Genomic DNA, 16,537 nt, shown 5'->3' with positions numbered 1-16,537 from the left:
ATGGCCGCATGATCGGACGATTCAGGCGGCAGCCGGGCGACCCGGGCGGTCCACCGGACCTGTCCGCCCTGCCGCCGGTGCCGGTCGGTCACCCGCTCGGGCTGGCCGCGGTGCCGCCCGACCTGCTGAGCGCGTACCTGCGCCACCCGGTCGCCGGGATCGGCTGGACGGTCCGGTTCGCCGACGGCACCACCGCCGCGGTCGACGTCCAGCCGCGCGGCGGGCCGAGCGTCTTCGAGCACCTGCGGGCCGGGTTCCAGCGCCAGCCGGCCGGCGCCGACTTCGGCGTGGCGCCGGTCGCCGGGTCGCCGTACGAGACCTACCGGGAGGGCGACGTCGTGGCCGCCCGTGGCCGGACGTTCGACGTGGCCGTCCGCGGCGCGGGCCTGCGCTCCGGCCACGCGGGTGCGGTGCTGGCCGGCCTGGCCGCGCTCACCCTGCGGGTGCTCGGGAGCTAGATCGTGCCGACCAGGCGCTCGTAGCTGCGGCGCAGGATCTGCACGGCGCGGCGGCTGCGGCCGGCGTACGCCGGGTCGAGGTCGCGCTCGGCCCAGCCGCCGAGCCGCTCGCGGGCCGCGGCGGCGAGCTCCTCGCGGGTGGCGCCGGGCGGCAGGCCGAGCCGGGCGGCGAGGCCGGTGCCGTGCTCGCCGGTGACCCGCAGCAGGTCGGCCGCGTCCTCCTCGGTGAACGTGAGCTCGCCGTCGTAGTAGTGCCGCAGCACGTCGAGCTCCTTGAAGGCGTGCTCGTTGTGGTCCAGCGACAGCAGCGGGCCGACCGCGTCGAGCAGGGTCATCCGGTCGCGGGGCGGCAGCCGGTCGGCGAGGGAGTCACGCAGCTGGTAGACGTGGTCGAGCATGCCGCGCACCTTGATGAGGTCGGCGCGGTTGCCGAAGTGGTCGACGAGGAGCCGCTTGAACTCGGTCATGCCGCTGCGCGCGGTCAGCTCGGCCCGCAGCGACGCCGGGTCGGCGACGCCGTCGCGCAGCAGCCCGGTCGCGAGGGCGATGCCGTACTGCCCGAACCGGCGCAGCAGCGGCGCCCGGCGCTGCGGCGGCACCGGCACGTCGTCGTACTCCCGGGTCGCGAAGTACGGGCCGCGGCGCAGCCGCCGCTCGAGGCTCTCGGCGTCCATCGTGGACAGTTCGACGAGCGAGCCGAACTCGTCCTCGGTGAACGTGGCCGCGGCCGCGCCGACCAGGCTGGCAACCGGCCGCACGTCGTAGAGCACGCGCCGGGCGCCGGCCGAGGCCATCACCCGCTCGGCGAGGTGCCGGCCCTCGGCCATCGGGTCGGGGTGCTGCGGCCAGGCCAGCTCGACCTTGGTGAGCGCGGCGATCGTGGTGATCGGCCCGCTGCCGCCGAACCCGGGCCCGACGAAGTCGGCGAGCAGTTCCTCCTCGTTGGCCGCGAGCCCGCGGGCGAACACCACGACGAGCGCGTCGGCCTTGCTGGCCTGCGCCTCCGACGCGGCCCGCACCTCGTCGCCGGTGCGGCCGAGGAAGCGCAGCGTGTTCTGCGAGTCGTTGTGGAACACCGAGTCGAGGCCGGGCGTGTCGACGAGGTCGAACGCCTTGAGGTACGGGTTGGGATCCGTGATGACCAGGTAGTCGATCGCCTTGAGCAGGCGCTGCCGCTCGACGTCGCCGTCGCGGGCCCGGACGGTCAGCTCGGCCAGCTCGGCGGCGTCGCGGCGCTCGGGCCGGCGGTCGCCGCGGAAGTGCACGGTCAGCTCGCGGCGCGCACCGTACTGCAGCCAGTTCACGTTGAACGTGAGCTCCTCGACGCCGGTCGGCGCCAGCTCGCCGCCGAGCATGGCGTTGGCGAGCGTCGACTTGCCGGAGCTGACCCGCCCGACGAGCGCGACCGGCATCGGCGCGTCGAGGCGCACGCGGTGCCCGGCGAGGGCCTCCCGGACGGGTCGCAGGGGTTCGCCGGTACCGAGCGCGGCCGCCGCCGTCGCGAAGGCCGCCCGCGCCCGTTCCCGCAGTTCCGAACCCGTCATGCGGGACCCAGGAAGCGCTCGACGAACTTGCCGCCGAGGATCCGGTAGTACGGCAGGAGGCTCGGCTCCATCAGCCGCGACAGCGCCGCGCCGAACTCGTCGGCGGCCCCGAACGGCACGCCCTCCTGGAGTGCGTCGAGCATCTCGTCGTACAGCGCGAGCAGCGCCTCCTTCGCCGCGATGTACTCGCGGACGCTGCCGCGGACGGCGTCGTGCGGGAACGTGCCGACCGCACCGGGCCGGCCGCTGATGTCCCACGGCCGGGTGTACCGCAGGTCGGCGTACTCCATCGGCCGGCCCGTCGCCCAGTCGACGGTGAGCGTCGCGAACGGCGGGTAGAGCGAGGCCCCCCTGCCGTCCTCGGCGCGCTGGTAGCCGTACAGCGGCAGCTTCAGGAACACCGCGGTGTCGCCGTGCCAGGCGGGGCGGTGCCGCATCGGGATCGGCCACCCCACGCCGGACTCCATCGGCGCCAGCTGCCGGAACAGCGGCATCTTGCGCACGTCGGCGAGGAGCTTGCCGGTGCGGGTGGTCGACGGCTCAGGCATGCCCGCTCCCCGCGGTGACCAGGTAGTTGCCGGAATCCTCCCACGCGTCGAGGAACGCCTCGAGCGGCACCCGCTCGCCGCCGCCGTCGGGCGTGCCGGGGTCGTTGAGCACGACGACCGGGTGGGCCGGGTCGCTGTAGTCGACGCCGGTGACCTGCACGGCGTGGTCGGCGCCCTGGCCGGGGATGCCGGGGTAGGCGTCGAGCGGCTCGTCCGGGTCGTGGCCCGGGGTCCAGATCTCGTCGGAGTCGACGCCGACGATGACCTTCTGCCCGCCGTCGAGGGCGTGCTGCAGGTCCTCCAGCGTCGCGCCGTACTCGCGCTGCACCGGGACGCCGAAGTACTCCAGGATGTTGCCGACGTCGGCCATCGCGGTACCGCCGCCGGGCTGGTACCAGCCGTGCGCCTCGGCGATCTCGGTGAGCTGGGCCTCGCTGTGGTCGACGCCGGTCAGCTCGTCGAGGATGAACTCCTGGCTGGCCACGGCGCAGGTGTCGGCGCGCTCCTGCATGTGCCAGTGCTCGGCCCCCGCGGCCGGCTCCCCGATCACGGCCGGGTCGTCGTCGTGGGAGTGGTCGGGCAGCGGCTCGGCGACCGTGTCCTGGTGGTGGTCGTCGTCGTGCCCGGTGATGATGTCGATGAGGTCGTGCAGGTGATCGGCGAGGTTCTCAAATTCGCTCATGCGTCCGCCCAGTCGTCGTCGTGGGCGGCCGCGCGTGGGGCCGGGGTGGTGGGCGCGCTCACGGTGGCCGTGGCGGTGGACAGCCGGTCGACGTCGCGGACCAGGGCCGTGATCCGGCCGCGGGCCCGCACGATCGGCGCCTTCTCGGCGTTGAGCTCGGCGGTGCGCTGGCGCGCCTTCTCCTGCGTGGCCTGCCGCGCGTCGGCGAGCCGCGGCAGCAGGTCGCGGACCGTCTCGCGCTCCTGGGCGATGCGGCTGTCGAGCTCGGCGACGACCATCCGGGCGAACACCCGCATCGCCTCCTGCACCGCCGACGTCACGTGCCGGCGCTGCTCCTGCTCCAGCAGCCGCAGCTCGCTCTGCAGGCTGCTGCGGCGGGACTGCCGCTCGGCCTTGCGCTCGTCCTGGGCGCCGCTGCGGTAGCCGACCGCGCTGCCGAGGAGGCTGCCGAGGGCGCTGCCGATGACGGTGCCGACGCCCGGGAAGAGGACGCTGCCGAGGAACCCGCCGATCGCCGCGCCGACGCCGCTGCCCAGGCCCGCGTCGCGCAGCTTGCGCTTCATCGGGTTGGGCCGGTTCTCGCCGTGCAGGTCGCCGTGGATCTCGAGGTGCGGCACCGGCGGGTCGGGCAGCTGGCCCAGCTGCGGGTGGCCGAGGTCGAGGCCGTTGCGGGCGGTGAACTCCCGCAGCACGCCGGCGGCCGCCCGGCTGGCCTGCTCGTTGAGCTCGCCGATGACCTGCGCCGCGTCGGCGGTGAGCTGGCCGACGAGCCGGTCGGGGTGGTACAGGTACGTGTCGTCGCGCAGGTACTCGGTGTTGAACACCTGCCAGACCTTGTCGAGGCGCTGCTGGCCCTGGTGCCCCAGCTGCCGGCCGATGCCGTTGAGCTCGTCCGCGAGGTCGCGCCGCCAGCCGGCCGAGCCCTGCTGCAGCTCGTTGAGCTTGGCCTGGCGCTCCTCGGCCTGCTTGGTCAGCTCACCGACCCGCTGCTTCGTCTCGTCGGCGAGCGCCTCGATCGCCTCGTCGAGCGGCGTCTGCAGGCCCTGGGCGCCGCGCTCCAGCTCGCCGAGCGCGTCGCCGAGCAGCCGCTTGGCGCGCCACCGGCCGAGCGCGGTCCACAGCCGGGTCTCGAACTCGACGAAGTTCGACAGCTCCAGGTCCTCGTCGTCGCCGTCGATGAGGTAGTCGCGCTTGGCGTGCGACGAGACCGGGGTGATGACCACCCGCTCCGGCGGCCAGCCGAGCGTGTCGGCGATCTTCTTGCGGGAGTTGGCGAGCATCGTGGAGAAGTCGGCGACGCCGTCGGTCTTGGTGAGCACGAACTGCAGCGCGTCGGTCGAGTCGCCGGCCGCGACCGCGTCGGCGGCCCGGCCGAGGAAGCGCAGCTCGCTCTCCAGCAGCGGCTGGGTCGCGTCGGCGACGAAGACGATCGCGTCGGCGCTCGGCAGGAACGCCATGGTGATGGCGGTGTGCTCCTGGTGGACGCTGCCGACGCCGGGCGTGTCGACGAGCGTGAGGCCCGACGCGAGCTTCGGGTTCGGCGTGGTCACGTTGAGCAGCCGCGCCCGGCGGGCGTTGTGCGGGTTGCCGCTCTCGGTGACGTACGTGGCGATCTCGTCGCGGCCGATCGACACCGTCTCGGTCCCGGTGCGCGTCTCGACCAGGACGTCGATCTCCTCCTTCGCCCCGTACGACACCGTCGTCACCGCGTTGGTGGCGATCTCGCCGGCCTCCGGGAACAGCAACGGCTTGCGCCACTCGTCGAGCAGCGCGTTGAGCAGGCTGGACTTGCCCCGCTTGAACTCGCCGCAGACGACCACGGTCAGCCGCCCGTCGGCCAGCCGCTGGTGGGCGGCGTCGAGCCGGCCGACCGCCGTCGCCGCACCGCGCCGCCGGGCCGCGTCGGTCAGCTCGCCGAAGAGGGCGAGCACGTCATCGCGTACCGCGTCGAAATCCCGCATCCCCGAAGCCCTTTCCTGTGGTGGTGCGGTGCAGATCGGCCCGGCTCGCGGGTTTGTTCCCGGTCACCAGAGGTCCTCGTCGTCATCCGGGTCGTGATCCGGTCCGTCCTGGGCCACCTCGGGCACATCCTGGTCCGGGGCCTCGAACCCGTCGTCGTAGCCGGGGTCGTCGAAGCCGTCGGCGGCCACGTCGACCAGGTCGTCGCCCGGGTCGAACGCCACGTCGAGCAGGTGCGCCCAGTCCTCCTCGGGCAGCCCGGCCACCGGCGCGCCGATGCCGTCGCGCAGCGCCGCGAGGTCCTGCGGGCGCACCGCGGCGTCGGGGTCGAGGTCGGGAAAGACCGACATGTCCAGCCAGTCGCTCACGCTCACACCCCATCCGGCTGCAGCAGCGACACGAGCGCCTGCCGGGCCCGGGAGATGCGGCTCTTCACCGTGTTGAGCGGGATCTGCAGGATCTCCGCGATCTCCTCGTACGAGTGGTCGGCGCACTCGCGCAGCACGATCGCCGCCCGGTACTGCGGGGGCAGCCGCCGCAGCGCCGCCTGCACGGCGAGCCGGTCGGCGATCGTGTCGGCGAACGCGGGCCCGGCGCCGGCCGGCGGGGTCAGGTCGAACGGGTCGACGGGCTGCGGCCGGTCGGCGCCCCGCTGCGCCTCGGCCACGGCGGCGTTCACCGCGATCCGGTACAGCCAGGTCGAGAACCGGGCGTCGCCGCGGAACTTCGGCAGCCCCCGCCACGCGCGGATGAGCGTCTCCTGCAGCGCGTCGGCGGCGGCCTGCGGGTCGCCGGTGATGCGCACGCAGACGGCGTGGATCATCGACCGATGCCGGGTGACGAGCTCGGCGAACGCCGCCTGGTCGCCGGACGCACCGCGCGTGACCAGGGTCGCTTCGTCTTCCACCCGTCACCTGACCGTGCGTGTGCCCGCCGCCTGCTCGCGATCACGGTAACCGTCGCGCACCTGGAACACGGTCGCACGAGCGGTTACTTCGGTTCGACCGTCCCGCCGGTTACGGTGTCGTAGTACTCGTTGTACGAGGTCGACCAGGCAACCGGGTTGCCGTCCTCCGTCTGGCCGTCGACGTCCAGCGCCGTGCCCAGCATGGTGTCCGGATCCTCCTCGGCGATCGGCTCGGCGCGGTCCTCGTGCACGTCGGCGAAGCCGTCGTCGTCCCAGTCCTGCATTGCCGGGCTCCTTCCCCGTCGGGTCGTCGGGGGGTCTGATCGCGCCCGCCGCGGAAAAGTTCCCGCTCATTTCCCGGGATCTCGTGCCGTCGTGCCGCGGGGCGCGAACACCGGTGATTTCGCCGATCCCGGCCCGGGCGGGAGCTGCACACACTGACGAGCGTCGAAGTAAGACCCCGAGCCAGAGGGAGTGCAGCCTTGCAACGACAACACCCCGCCATCCGGTTCCTCGTCCGTGCCGCCATGGTGTTCGCGCTCATGGGGGCCGGGATCACGGCCGCCGCCGCCCCGGCCGTCGCCGACGAGATCGGCCAGGCGCCGACCGCCGGCAACATCACGGGCAACGGCAGCTTCACCACCACGTCGGAGAGCATCTCCAGCCTGGTCAGCGGCTTCGGGGGTGGCCGCGTGTACTACCCGACCACCGCCGGCAAGTACCCGGTGGTCGCGATCTCCCCCGGCTTCACCGCCACCTGGTCCAGCCTGAGCTGGATCGGGCCGCGGCTGTCGTCGTGGGGTTTCGTCGTGGTCGGCATCGAGACGAACAGCATCTACGACCAGCCGGCCAGCCGGGGCAGCCAGCTCCTCGCCGCGCTGAACTGGGCGGTCAACTCGTCGTCGTCCGCGGTGCGCGCGCGGGTCGACGGCAGCCGGCGCGGCGTCGCCGGGCACTCGATGGGCGGCGGCGGCACCCTGGAGGCGCTCGCCGCGGACACCACCGGGCTGGTCAAGGCCGGCGTGCCGATCGCGCCGTGGAACAGCGACAAGACGTGGAACAACGTGAGCGAGCCGGTCATGATCGTCGGCGGCCAGTCCGACACGGTCGCGCCGGTGGCGAGCCACTCGATCCCGTTCTACAACACGCTCGCGGGCCCGAAGGGGTACGTCGAGCTGACCGGGGCGAGCCACTTCTTCCCGCAGAGCACGAACGCCACCCTGTCCCGCGCCCTGGTGGCCTGGTTCAAGCGCTGGCTGAACCAGGACTCCCGCTTCACCCCGTACACCTGCGGCTTCTCCGGCCTCGCGGTGTCGGACTTCCGCAGCAACGCCTGCTAGGAACGGGCCACGTCGATGAGATGGTGCTCGCCCTCGTGAACCGTGTGCCGGCCGAGCCACAGCAGGGTGCGCTCGGCCGGCTCCGGCCACGGATACCGCCCGGTCCGCTCGAGCTCGACGGCGGTGAGCCGGGCGAAGTCGGCCGCGAGCGCGTCGGCCGCCAGCGCCAGCGCGGCCAGCACGACGGCGGGGTCCTGGGTGTTGTAGGCGTCGGCGACGACCCGCTCCTCGCGCCCCATCGGCACGAACTCCGGCCGGTCCTCCCGCAGCCCGAGGGCGAGCCGCTCGCGCTGCACGGCGAACACGTCCCGGACGTGGCAGGTGTACTCCAGCGGCGACCACACGTCCGGGGCCGGGCGCCGGCGGACCTCCACCGCGGCGAGCGCCGCCGCGAACCGCGCACCGAAACCCCGCAACCGCTCCGGCACCGCCTCGGCGGGCACGCCGGCATAGTCGAAGCCGCACTCCTCGCAGCGATCCATGCGGCCACGGTACGGCGAGCGGCCCGCACCCCGACCGGTCCAATCGGCACCCCGCGGCCCGCCGGCCCCGCCGTCGCGGCGGCGCGGGCGCGGAGGACGTGGGCGGCGCGGGCGGCGCGGGCGTGAAAGTTTCTGGATCTCGGCGGCAATATTTCGGACGGGCCGCTAGACGGCCGGGGGCGGCGGGGCGGTGCTGCCGCGGACCACGAGCGTCGTCGCCAGCTCCACCCGGCCCGGCGCCGGCTCCTCGCCCGCGGCCAGGGCCAGCACCATCCGGGCCGCGGCCGCGCCCATCTCCGCGAACGGCTGCCGCACGGTGGTCATCGGCGGGCCGCACCAGCGGGTGACCTCGATGTCGTCGAAGCCGATGACGCTGAGCCGGTCGGGAATGCCGACGCCCAGCTGGCGGGCCGCCTCGTAGACGCCCAGGGCCTGCAGGTCGTCGCCGCACAGGATCGCCGTCGGCGGGTCGGGCAGGCGCAGCAGTGACAACCCGAGCGCCAGGCCGTCCTCGAAGCAGAACGTGCCGTTGCGCACCAGGGACGGGTCGAACGGGGCGCCGATCGCGTCCATCGCCGCGCGGCAGGCCTCGAGGCGGGCGCGGGCGCAGAGGTACTCGACCGGGCCGGTGATCACCGCGATCCGCCGGTGGCCCAGGTCGAGCAGGTGGCGGGTGGCGGCGATCCCGCCGCTCCAGTTCGTCGCGCCGACCGACGGCGTCGGGTGCATCGGCTCGCCGGTCGGGTCGAGCACGACGAGCGGGATGCCGCTGGCCGTGAGCTGCTCGTACTGCCGCGGGGACAGCGCCGAGTGGACGGCGATCACGCCGGCCGGGCGGCGGGCCACGAGCCGGTCGGCGGTGAGCCGGCCGGCACTGCCGCGGGCCTGCAGGTCGGTGAACCCGACGGCCAGGCCGCGGTCGCGCACGACCTCCTCGACCCCGCGCATGATCTCCATCGCGAGGTGGCTCTCCAGGCCGAAGAACGCCACCTCGACGCTCTTCGACGGGCTCGTCGCCTCGGGCCGGCGGTAGCCGTGCTCGCGCAGCAGCGCCTCGACCCGCTCGCGGGTGTCGACGGCGATGCCGGCCCGACCGTTCAGAACTTTCGAAACGGTCGGCGGCGACACCCCGGCCAGCTCCGCGATGGCCGCCACCGTGACCTCGCCCCGGCGCCGCCTGGACCGCTGCTCGTGCGCGTTCTTCCCAGCCACGACGGCATTCTAAGCACGCCCGGTCAATATCGACGTCAGTCGCTCGGGTCGGCCGCCGGCCGCCGGACGGACGGATCGACGGGCATTGACGAAGACGGGCGTCGATCGTAGCGTGAGGAAACATTTCCGGAATCTTTCCGTAAGCCGGGGCCGCCCAGCCCCGGCCGATCACCCCTGCCCACCGCCAGCGGAAGGACGGCCTTGACGCAGACGCAACGCCCGACGGCGACGCCGCCGCCGGTGCCCGACCCCGCCGCCGGGCCCCGGCGACGGGAGCCATCCCCGCGACCGAAACGGTACCGCCTGAGCCGCGACCGGGTGCTGCTGCTCGCCACGGCGCCGGGCCTGGCGGTGCTGCTCACGTTCCACTACCTGCCGCTGCTGGGCAACGTCATCGCCTTCCAGGACTTCCAGCCGTACCTGGGCATCCTCCACAGCCCGTGGAACGGCCTGGCGAACTTCGAGGTGCTGACGACCGGCGACCCCCAGTTCGTCACCGCGCTCGGGAACACCCTGGTGATCATGCTGCTGCAGATCGGCGTCGTGTTCACCGTGCCGATCGCCCTGGCCCTGCTGCTCGACAGCCTCGTCTCCGAGCGGTGGAAGCGGGTCGTGCAGACGGTGCTGTACCTGCCGCACTTCCTGTCCTGGGTGATCGTCGTGTCGATCTTCAACGAGCTGCTCGGCGGCAGCGGCCCGCTGAACACGTTCCTGCGCCGCCACGACCTCGGCACCGTCGACATCGTCGGCAACGCCGCCGTGTTCCAGGAGCTCATCACCGGCCAGGTCCTGTGGAAGGAGGCCGGCTGGGCGATGATCCTGTTCCTGGCCGCGCTGTCGCGGATCGACCCCGAACTCTACGAGGCGTCGGCCGTCGACGGCGCCGGCAAGGCCCGCCAGCTGTGGCACATCACGCTGCCCGGGCTGCGCAGCGTCATCGTCCTGCTGCTCATCCTGCGGCTCGGCGACGCGCTCACCGTCGGCTTCGAGCAGATCCTGCTGCAGCAGCAGGCGGTCGGCGTCGACGCCAGCGAGGTCCTCGACACCTACGTCTACAACCACGGCATCGTCATGGGCGACTGGGGCGTCAGCGCCGCCGTCGGGCTGGTCAAGGGCCTGGTCGGGGTGGTGCTGGTGCTGGGCGCCAACAAGCTCGCGCACGTGTTCGGCGAGCCCGGCCTCTACCAGCGGAGCCCGCGATGAAGGCCCTCAAGGCGCTGGTCCTCACGCTGTGCTGCGCGCTGGTGGTGGTGCCCTTCGCCGGCATCGTCGCCACCAGCCTCTCCACCCGCGAGCAGATCGTCCAGGCCGGTGGCTTCGTCATCGTCCCCGACGAGATCACGTTCGCCGCCTACGAAGCGCTGTTCACCGGCGGCGTCGTGCCCAGGGCCGTCGGGGTGAGCGTGTTCATCACGGTCGTCGGCACGGTGCTGAGCCTGGCGACGACCACCCTGCTGGCCTACGGGCTCAGCCGGCCGGGCTCGCTCGGGCACCGGCCGGTGCTCTCGCTCGTCGTCGGCGCGCTGCTGTTCACGCCCGGCATCATCCCCGGGTACCTCACCGTCAGCTCCCTCGGCCTGCTCGACACCTACTGGGCCGTGATCCTGCCGGCGGTGGTCAGCGCGTTCAACGTCGTGATCCTGCGCGCGTTCTTCATGGAGATCCCCGCCGAGCTGGTGGAGAGCGCGCGCATCGACGGCGCCGGCGACTGGCAGATCCTCACCCGGATCGTGCTGCCGCTGTCCAAGGCGGTGCTGTCCGTCATCGGGCTGTTCTACGCCGTCGGCTACTGGAACGCCTTCTTCACCGCGCTGCTGTACCTCAACGACGCGGGCAAGTGGCCCGTCCAGCTCGTCCTGCGCACCTACGTCGTGAACCAGCAGCAGCTCGGCGTCGACCAGGTCGGCGCCGGGAACCTGCCGCCGCAGGAGGCGCTGCAGATGGCGATCCTCGTCATCTCGATCGTGCCGATCCTGCTGGTCTACCCGTTCGTGCAGCGCCACTTCACCAAGGGCGTCCTCGTGGGCGCCGTCAAGGGCTGATTTCGTAAAGGGAGAGCCATGCTGACCAGACGAACGCTGCTGCGCGGCGCCGCCGCCGCGGCCGTGAGCGGTCCGCTGCTCGCCGCCTGCGGCGACGGCGGCACGAGCAACGAGAACACCACCGAGCGCAACCAGGGCGTCAAGCTGCCCGCCTACGTGCCGTCCACCGTGGTCAAGCCCGACCTGCCGGGCAACGCCGACGGCCTGCTCGACGCGTTCCTGTCCTACCCCGACCCGCCGGTCCAGCAGTTCACCGGCCCGCCGCTCAAGGGTGGCACAGTGTCGGCGTTCGTGCTCACCGGCTCGCCGGTGCCGCCGCCGAAGGAGAACAACCCGTTCTGGCAGGAGCTCGACAAGCGGCTCGGCACCGAGCTGAAGCTCACCATCACGCCCAGCGCCGAGATGGCGGCCAAGTTCTCCACCCTCATCACCGGCGACGACCTGCCCGACCTCATCGTGCCCGCGCTGTTCCTGCCCAACGGGGTGCCCGCCGGCATCGGCAACCTGCCGCAGTGGATGGCGACGAAGTGCACCGACCTCACCGAGTTCCTCGGCGGCGACGCGGTCAAGGAGTACCCCAACCTCGCCGCCATCTCGACCGCCGCCTGGAAGCAGTGCGTGTACAACGGCGGCATCTACGGCGTGCCGGTCCCCCGCGGCGTCGCCGGGACGCTCATGTTCCGCCGCGACGACCTGATCCAGAAGCTCGGCGTCGACCCGGACCCGAAGAGCTTCGCCGAGTTCCGCGACTTCTGCCGCAAGGTGACCGACGCCAAGGCGAACCGCTGGGCGATCGTCAACGCCGGCGGCCTGATGTTCCTGGTCCAGCAGATGCTCGGCGGGCCCAACGGCTGGCGGTGGGACGGCACCAGGCTCACCCACCAGGTGGAGAGCGAGGAGTTCCGCAAGGCGCTGTCGGACGTGGTGGCGATGTACAAGGAGGGCGTCGTCCACCCGGACAGCTTCGCCAACAACGCGCCGACGAAGCGCTGGTTCAACGCGGGCGAGGCGGTGCTCACCGCCGACCGGTACACGGCCTGGCCGCAGTACTACGCCGAGAACGTCGCCGGCCTGAGCTTCAAGATCAGCGGGATGCGGCCGCCGAAGTACGACGGCGGCGGCTGGGCCCCGACCTGGCAGTCCAGCGCCGGCGCCACGAACAACTTCACCGTGTTCAAGAAGGCCGACAAGGGCCGCGTCAGGGAGCTGCTGACCCTCTGCAACTACCTGGCCGCCCCGTTCGGCACCGCGGAGTTCCTGTTCCGCCGCTACGGCGTGGCGGGCACCCACTACACCATGCAGAACGGGGGCCCGGTCTACACGCAGGCCGGCGTCACCCAGACCGCGCTCGGCGTCCGGTACATCGTCGACGCGCCCGACGCCATCTTCATCCCCGGGAACCCGGACGCGACGAAGACCTCGTACGAGTACCAGAAGGCCGTCATCGGCACCTCGGTCCCCGACCCGGTGATCGCCAACGCCCTGTTCTCCGACGAGTGGTCGCGCAAGCAGCCGGTGCTCGGCGGCATCGTCAACAACGGCCAGAACGACATCATCGCCGGGCGCCAGCCACTGTCCTACCTGGACGAGATGATCAAGAACTGGAAGGCGCAGGGCGGCGACAAGGTCCGCGCGGAGTTCACCGAGCAGCTGCAGAAGCTCGGCGTCAAGTGAGCGTGCAACTCAGGTGAGCGTGCGGATAGCGGTCGCCGGGACCGGGAACATCGCGCGGATCCACGTCGAGGCGCTGCGCGAGCTCGGCGACCGGGTCACCGTCGTGGCCGGGGTCGACATCGACGAGGCCCGGGCCCGCGAGTTCTGCGCGGCGCACGGGATCCCGCGGGCCGGCGCGGACCTGCCGGCGGTCCTGGCCGCCACCCGCCCGGACCTCGTCCACGTGTGCACCCCGCCGGGCGCGCACCTGGACGCGGCCCGGGCCGCCCTCGCCGCCGGCGCGCACGTGCTGGTGGAGAAGCCGCCGACGCTGACCCTGCGCGAGTTCGACGAGCTGGCCGCGGCCGGCCCGGTCGCCACGGTGTTCCAGCACCGCTTCGGCGGCGGCGTCCGGCGCCTGCGCACGGCGGCGTTCGGCCGGCCGCTCGTCGCCCAGTGCGACACGAGCTGGTTCCGGCCGCAGGAGTACTTCGACGTGCCGTGGCGCGGCAACTGGCACACCGAGGGCGGCGGCCCGACGATGGGCCACGGCATCCACCAGATGGACCTGCTGCTCGCCGTCCTCGGCGAGTGGACCGAGGTGCGGGCCGTGGCCCGGCGGCAGGCCCGCCGGGTCGCGACCGAGGACCTCTCGCTCGCGCTCGTCGAGTTCGCGAACGGCGCGGTGGCCAGCGTCGTCAACAGCGTGCTGTCCCCGCGCGAGGAGAGCCGGCTGCGGTTCGACTTCGAGTGGGCCACCGTCGAGCTGACCCACCTCTACGGCTACGGCGACGACAACTGGCGGGTCACCCCGGCGCCGGGCCACGAAGCGGCGGTCAAGGCCGAATGGACCGGGCCGGACGGGCCGAGCGGGCACCGCGCGCAGTTCGCGGCGGTGCTCGACGCCCTGGAGGCCGGCGAGCCGCTGCCGGTGACCGCCGCCGAGGCCCGGCGGACGCTGAGCCTCGTCGCCGCCGTCTACGCGTCGGCCTTCACCGGCCGGCCGGTCCGGCCCGCCGACGTCGGGCCGGGCAGCCCCTTCTACGACCGCATGCAGGGCTCCGGCCCACCCTGGGAGGCACCGTGACCGAACCCGTTCCCGCCGGTCTGGCGCTCAGCCACGAGCACGACCGGTCGCTGCGCGTGTCGTGGCGCGGCGGCGAGCTGTTCCGCTACGTCTACCGGCCGTGGGACGCCCGCGTGGAGTCGCCGAAGCCGTACCTGCACCCGGTCCGCACGCTGTCGGGCCGCGAGGTCAGCCTGTACCGCCCGCACGACCACGTGTGGCACAAGGGCCTGTCGATCGCGCTGTCCAACGTCGGCCGGGAGAACTTCTGGGGCGGCCCGACCTACCTGCGCGACCACGGCGGCTACGCGCAGCTGCCGAACAACGGCAGCCAGGACCACGCCGGGTTCGAGACCCTGTCCGCGGACGATGCGGCGGTACTGGCGGTGCAGCGCCTCGACTGGACCTCGGAGCACGGCGGCGCCGTCCTCGCCGAGCGCCGCTCGCTGGCGGTGACCGTGCGCCCCGATGCCGGGGCCTGGCGCCTGGAGGTGGCGACCGAGCTGCGCAACGTCGGCGCGGCCGGCCTGGCGATCGGCAGCCCGGAGACGGAGGGCCGGGCGGGCGCCGCCTACAGCGGCCTGTTCTGGCGCGGGCCGCGCAGCTTCAGCGGCGGCACCGTGCGGACCGCGACCGCCGAGGGCACCGACGACCTCAACGGCACGGCCGCGCCGTGGCTGGCCTTCACCGGCCGGCACGACGCGGACGGGGCGTCGTCGACGCTCGTCTTCGCCGACCATCCCGGCAACCCCGGGCACCCGACGCCGTGGTTCGTCCGCAGCGGCGTCTACGCCGTGGTCTGCCCGGCGCCGTTCGCCCTGCGCCCGGTCGACCTGCCGGCCGGGGCCACGCTCGCGCTGCGGTACGCGGTCGTCGTGGCCGACGGCGAGCTCGACGCCCCGGCCTGCGAGCGGCTGGCCGCGTGGTGAAGGGCGTCCGCTTCGACGCCGGCGGCGTGCTCCTGCGGGACGCGCCGCCGCCCGGTCCGCCCGTCGCGGCGTACCCGGACACCGTCCCCGCGCTGGAGCGGCTGCGCGTGGCCGGGGTCCGGATGGCCGCGACTGCCTCCTCGTCGGCGGCGACCCGGCCGTGGTGGCCGCGGCGGCGGGCCTCGGCTATCCGGCGCTCACGCTGTCCCGCGCGGCCGGACAGTCCCTGGCGGACGTCGTGGACATCGTCGCCGGTCGCTGAAAGTTTCAGTATTCCTTTTTCGAAAACAGCACTCCCGGACCGCATTCTTTGCGCTCGCGGGCCTGGTCGGGCCCCGTCCGGAAATTGCTCGCCGAGGGGCGCTGCACAGCGATTGCCAACTCGACAATGCTGGGGCTCATCCCCGCCCACCGCCGAATCGTTTTCGAAAACGCACTCCGGCGAACCGTACTGGAAAGGCACAGCATGGACAGCAACCGGAGGCGATCGCGGGCCGCGATCACCGTCGCGGCGGTCGGTGCCCTCGTCACCGGCGTCGTGGTGAGCCTCGCGGCCACCGCGAACGCGGCCACGACGCTCGGCGCCTCGGCGGCCGAGAAGGGCCGCTACTTCGGCACCGCGGTCGCGGCGTACAAGCTCAGCGACAGCACCTACAGCACCATCCTGAACCGCGAGTTCAACATGGTGACGCCCGAGAACGAGATGAAGTGGGACGCCACCGAGCCGTCGCAGAACAGCTTCTCGTACGGCTCCGCGGACCAGATCGTGGCCCGCGCGCAGCAGCAGGGCATGCGGGTGCGCGGGCACGCCCTGGCGTGGCACTCGCAGCAGCCCGGCTGGGTGAACAACCTGTCCGGCACGGCCCTGCGCAACGCGATGCTCAACCACGTCACCCAGGTCGCCACGTACTACAAGGGCAAGATCTACGCCTGGGACGTGGTGAACGAGGCGTTCGCCGACGGCAGCAGCGGCGCCCGGCGCGACTCGAACCTGCAGCGCACCGGCAACGACTGGATCGAGGCCGCGTTCCGCGCCGCCCGCGCGGCGGACCCGGGCGCGAAGCTCTGCTACAACGACTACAACACCGACGGGCAGAACGCGAAGTCCAACGCCGTCTACGCGATGGTCCAGGACTTCAAGAGCCGCGGCGTGCCGATCGACTGCGTCGGCTTCCAGTCGCACTTCAACCCCCAGTCGCCGGTCCCCTCCGACTACCAGGCCAACCTGCAGCGCTTCGCCAACCTCGGCGTCGACGTGCAGATCACCGAGCTGGACATCGAGGGCTCCGGCACCGCGCAGGCCAACAACTTCCGCACGGTCACCCAGGCCTGCCTGAACGTCTCGCGCTGCACCGGCATCACGGTGTGGGGCATCCGGGACAGCGACTCGTGGCGCGCCAGCGGCACCCCGCTGCTCTTCGACGGCAACGGCAACAAGAAGGCCGCCTACGACGCCGTCCTGCAGGCGCTCAACGGCGGCAACCCGACCTCGCCGTCGCCGTCCAACCCGTCCTCGCCCTCGCCGTCGAACCCCTCGTCGCCGTCGCCGTCCAACCCGAACCCGGGCACCGGCGGCTGCTCCGCCACCGTCTCGATCAACCAGTGGCAGGGCGGGTTCGTCGCCACGATCCGGGTCACGGCCGGCTCGTCCGCCACGAGCTCGTGGTCGGTGCGGCTGACCCTGCCCTCGGGCGCCACGATCACCAACGCCTGGA

General features: G+C 72.8%; 17 protein-coding genes. 8 read left to right on the top strand and 9 right to left on the bottom strand.

The window, feature by feature from the left end; all coding sequences use genetic code 11:
* The first annotated feature begins 8 nt into the window (after positions 1–8).
* Positions 9–458, top strand: a complete 450-nt coding sequence (locus IEZ31_RS42000) for a hypothetical protein (protein WP_190255714.1) — start codon at positions 9–11, stop codon at positions 456–458.
* Here the strand turns inward: IEZ31_RS42000 and IEZ31_RS41995 are convergent.
* The 7 genes from IEZ31_RS41995 to IEZ31_RS41965 form a co-directional block, all read right to left on the bottom strand.
* A complete protein-coding gene (locus IEZ31_RS41995) occupies positions 455–2,002 on the bottom strand; it encodes a dynamin family protein (RefSeq protein ID WP_190255713.1) in 1,548 nt (515 codons plus the stop codon). The genes IEZ31_RS42000 and IEZ31_RS41995 overlap by 4 nt on opposite strands.
* Positions 1,999–2,550 (bottom strand): hypothetical protein, encoded by a 552-nt coding sequence (locus IEZ31_RS41990; RefSeq protein WP_190255712.1) that lies wholly within the window; start codon positions 2,548–2,550, stop codon positions 1,999–2,001. The genes IEZ31_RS41995 and IEZ31_RS41990 overlap by 4 nt, the downstream gene beginning before the upstream one ends.
* Entirely contained in the window at positions 2,543–3,232 is a 690-nt protein-coding gene (locus IEZ31_RS41985; protein ID WP_190255711.1) for a C39 family peptidase, read from the bottom strand. Before IEZ31_RS41985 ends, IEZ31_RS41990 begins: the two co-directional genes overlap by 8 nt.
* Positions 3,229–5,193 carry a dynamin family protein gene (locus tag IEZ31_RS41980; RefSeq protein WP_190255710.1) on the bottom strand — a complete coding sequence of 655 codons (1,965 nt, stop codon included), beginning with the start codon at positions 5,191–5,193 and terminating at the stop codon, positions 3,229–3,231. The genes IEZ31_RS41985 and IEZ31_RS41980 overlap by 4 nt, the downstream gene beginning before the upstream one ends.
* Before the next feature lie 63 nt (positions 5,194–5,256).
* Positions 5,257–5,559 carry a hypothetical protein gene (locus IEZ31_RS41975; protein ID WP_190255709.1) on the bottom strand — a complete coding sequence of 101 codons (303 nt, stop codon included), beginning with the start codon at positions 5,557–5,559 and terminating at the stop codon, positions 5,257–5,259.
* Positions 5,560–5,561: 2 nt separating this feature from the next.
* Positions 5,562–6,098, bottom strand: a complete 537-nt coding sequence (locus IEZ31_RS41970) for an RNA polymerase sigma factor (protein ID WP_190255708.1) — start codon at positions 6,096–6,098, stop codon at positions 5,562–5,564.
* Positions 6,099–6,181: 83 nt separating this feature from the next.
* Positions 6,182–6,382: a hypothetical protein gene (locus IEZ31_RS41965; RefSeq protein WP_190255707.1), complete on the bottom strand. Its 201-nt coding sequence runs from the start codon at positions 6,380–6,382 to the stop codon at positions 6,182–6,184.
* A 198-nt stretch (positions 6,383–6,580) separates the two neighbouring features.
* Between IEZ31_RS41965 and IEZ31_RS41960 the strand changes: the two genes are divergently transcribed.
* Positions 6,581–7,438: an alpha/beta hydrolase family protein gene (locus tag IEZ31_RS41960; RefSeq protein WP_229836555.1), complete on the top strand. Its 858-nt coding sequence runs from the start codon at positions 6,581–6,583 to the stop codon at positions 7,436–7,438.
* On the opposite strand, the gene IEZ31_RS41955 is transcribed toward IEZ31_RS41960, so the two are convergent.
* On the bottom strand, positions 7,435–7,920 hold the full coding sequence (locus IEZ31_RS41955; protein ID WP_190255706.1) for a DinB family protein: 486 nt from the start codon (positions 7,918–7,920) through the stop codon (positions 7,435–7,437). The genes IEZ31_RS41960 and IEZ31_RS41955 overlap by 4 nt on opposite strands.
* 165 nt (positions 7,921–8,085) lie before the next feature.
* Positions 8,086–9,132 (bottom strand): LacI family DNA-binding transcriptional regulator, encoded by a 1,047-nt coding sequence (locus IEZ31_RS41950; protein WP_190255705.1) that lies wholly within the window; start codon positions 9,130–9,132, stop codon positions 8,086–8,088.
* Between the two features lie 201 nt (positions 9,133–9,333).
* Here IEZ31_RS41950 and IEZ31_RS41945 point away from each other — a divergent pair, with 201 nt between their 5' ends.
* The 6 genes from IEZ31_RS41945 to IEZ31_RS41920 all read left to right on the top strand — a co-directional run.
* Positions 9,334–10,335, top strand: coding sequence for an ABC transporter permease (locus IEZ31_RS41945; RefSeq protein ID WP_229836552.1), 1,002 nt, complete (start codon positions 9,334–9,336; stop codon positions 10,333–10,335).
* Positions 10,332–11,174, top strand: coding sequence for a carbohydrate ABC transporter permease (locus tag IEZ31_RS41940; RefSeq protein ID WP_190255704.1), 843 nt, complete (start codon positions 10,332–10,334; stop codon positions 11,172–11,174). The genes IEZ31_RS41945 and IEZ31_RS41940 overlap by 4 nt, the downstream gene beginning before the upstream one ends.
* A gap of 18 nt (positions 11,175–11,192) precedes the next feature.
* On the top strand, positions 11,193–12,848 hold the full coding sequence (locus IEZ31_RS41935) for an extracellular solute-binding protein (protein WP_190255703.1): 1,656 nt from the start codon (positions 11,193–11,195) through the stop codon (positions 12,846–12,848).
* 13 nt (positions 12,849–12,861) lie between these two features.
* Positions 12,862–13,914: a Gfo/Idh/MocA family protein gene (locus IEZ31_RS41930; RefSeq protein WP_190255702.1), complete on the top strand. Its 1,053-nt coding sequence runs from the start codon at positions 12,862–12,864 to the stop codon at positions 13,912–13,914.
* Positions 13,911–14,822 carry a DUF6807 domain-containing protein gene (locus IEZ31_RS41925; protein ID WP_229836549.1) on the top strand — a complete coding sequence of 304 codons (912 nt, stop codon included), beginning with the start codon at positions 13,911–13,913 and terminating at the stop codon, positions 14,820–14,822. Before IEZ31_RS41930 ends, IEZ31_RS41925 begins: the two co-directional genes overlap by 4 nt.
* A gap of 466 nt (positions 14,823–15,288) precedes the next feature.
* A partial coding sequence (locus IEZ31_RS41920) for a glycoside hydrolase family 10 protein (protein WP_190255701.1) occupies positions 15,289–16,537 on the top strand: 1,249 nt, incomplete at its 3' end.

This window comes from Dactylosporangium sucinum (genome assembly GCF_014647515.1).
GTDB lineage: Bacteria > Actinomycetota > Actinomycetes > Mycobacteriales > Micromonosporaceae > Dactylosporangium > Dactylosporangium sucinum.
The sequence above is the reverse complement of the archived record's forward strand: the minus strand, read 5'-3'. Positions and strand labels throughout refer to the sequence as shown.

Excerpts from the sequence above, each read along its gene's own strand:
- IEZ31_RS41990 (WP_190255712.1), bottom strand. The coding sequence starts at position 2,550 with ATGCCTGAGCCGTCGACCACCCGCACCGGCAAGCTCCTCGCCGACGTG.
- IEZ31_RS41965 (WP_190255707.1), bottom strand. The coding sequence starts at position 6,382 with ATGCAGGACTGGGACGACGACGGCTTCGCCGACGTGCACGAGGACCGC.
- IEZ31_RS41995 (WP_190255713.1), bottom strand. The coding sequence starts at position 2,002 with ATGACGGGTTCGGAACTGCGGGAACGGGCGCGGGCGGCCTTCGCGACG.
- IEZ31_RS41980 (WP_190255710.1), bottom strand. The coding sequence starts at position 5,193 with ATGCGGGATTTCGACGCGGTACGCGATGACGTGCTCGCCCTCTTCGGC.
- IEZ31_RS41985 (WP_190255711.1), bottom strand. The coding sequence starts at position 3,232 with ATGAGCGAATTTGAGAACCTCGCCGATCACCTGCACGACCTCATCGAC.
- IEZ31_RS41935 (WP_190255703.1), top strand. The coding sequence starts at position 11,193 with ATGCTGACCAGACGAACGCTGCTGCGCGGCGCCGCCGCCGCGGCCGTG.
- IEZ31_RS41940 (WP_190255704.1), top strand. The coding sequence starts at position 10,332 with ATGAAGGCCCTCAAGGCGCTGGTCCTCACGCTGTGCTGCGCGCTGGTG.
- IEZ31_RS42000 (WP_190255714.1), top strand. The coding sequence starts at position 9 with ATGATCGGACGATTCAGGCGGCAGCCGGGCGACCCGGGCGGTCCACCG.
- IEZ31_RS41955 (WP_190255706.1), bottom strand. The coding sequence starts at position 7,920 with ATGGATCGCTGCGAGGAGTGCGGCTTCGACTATGCCGGCGTGCCCGCC.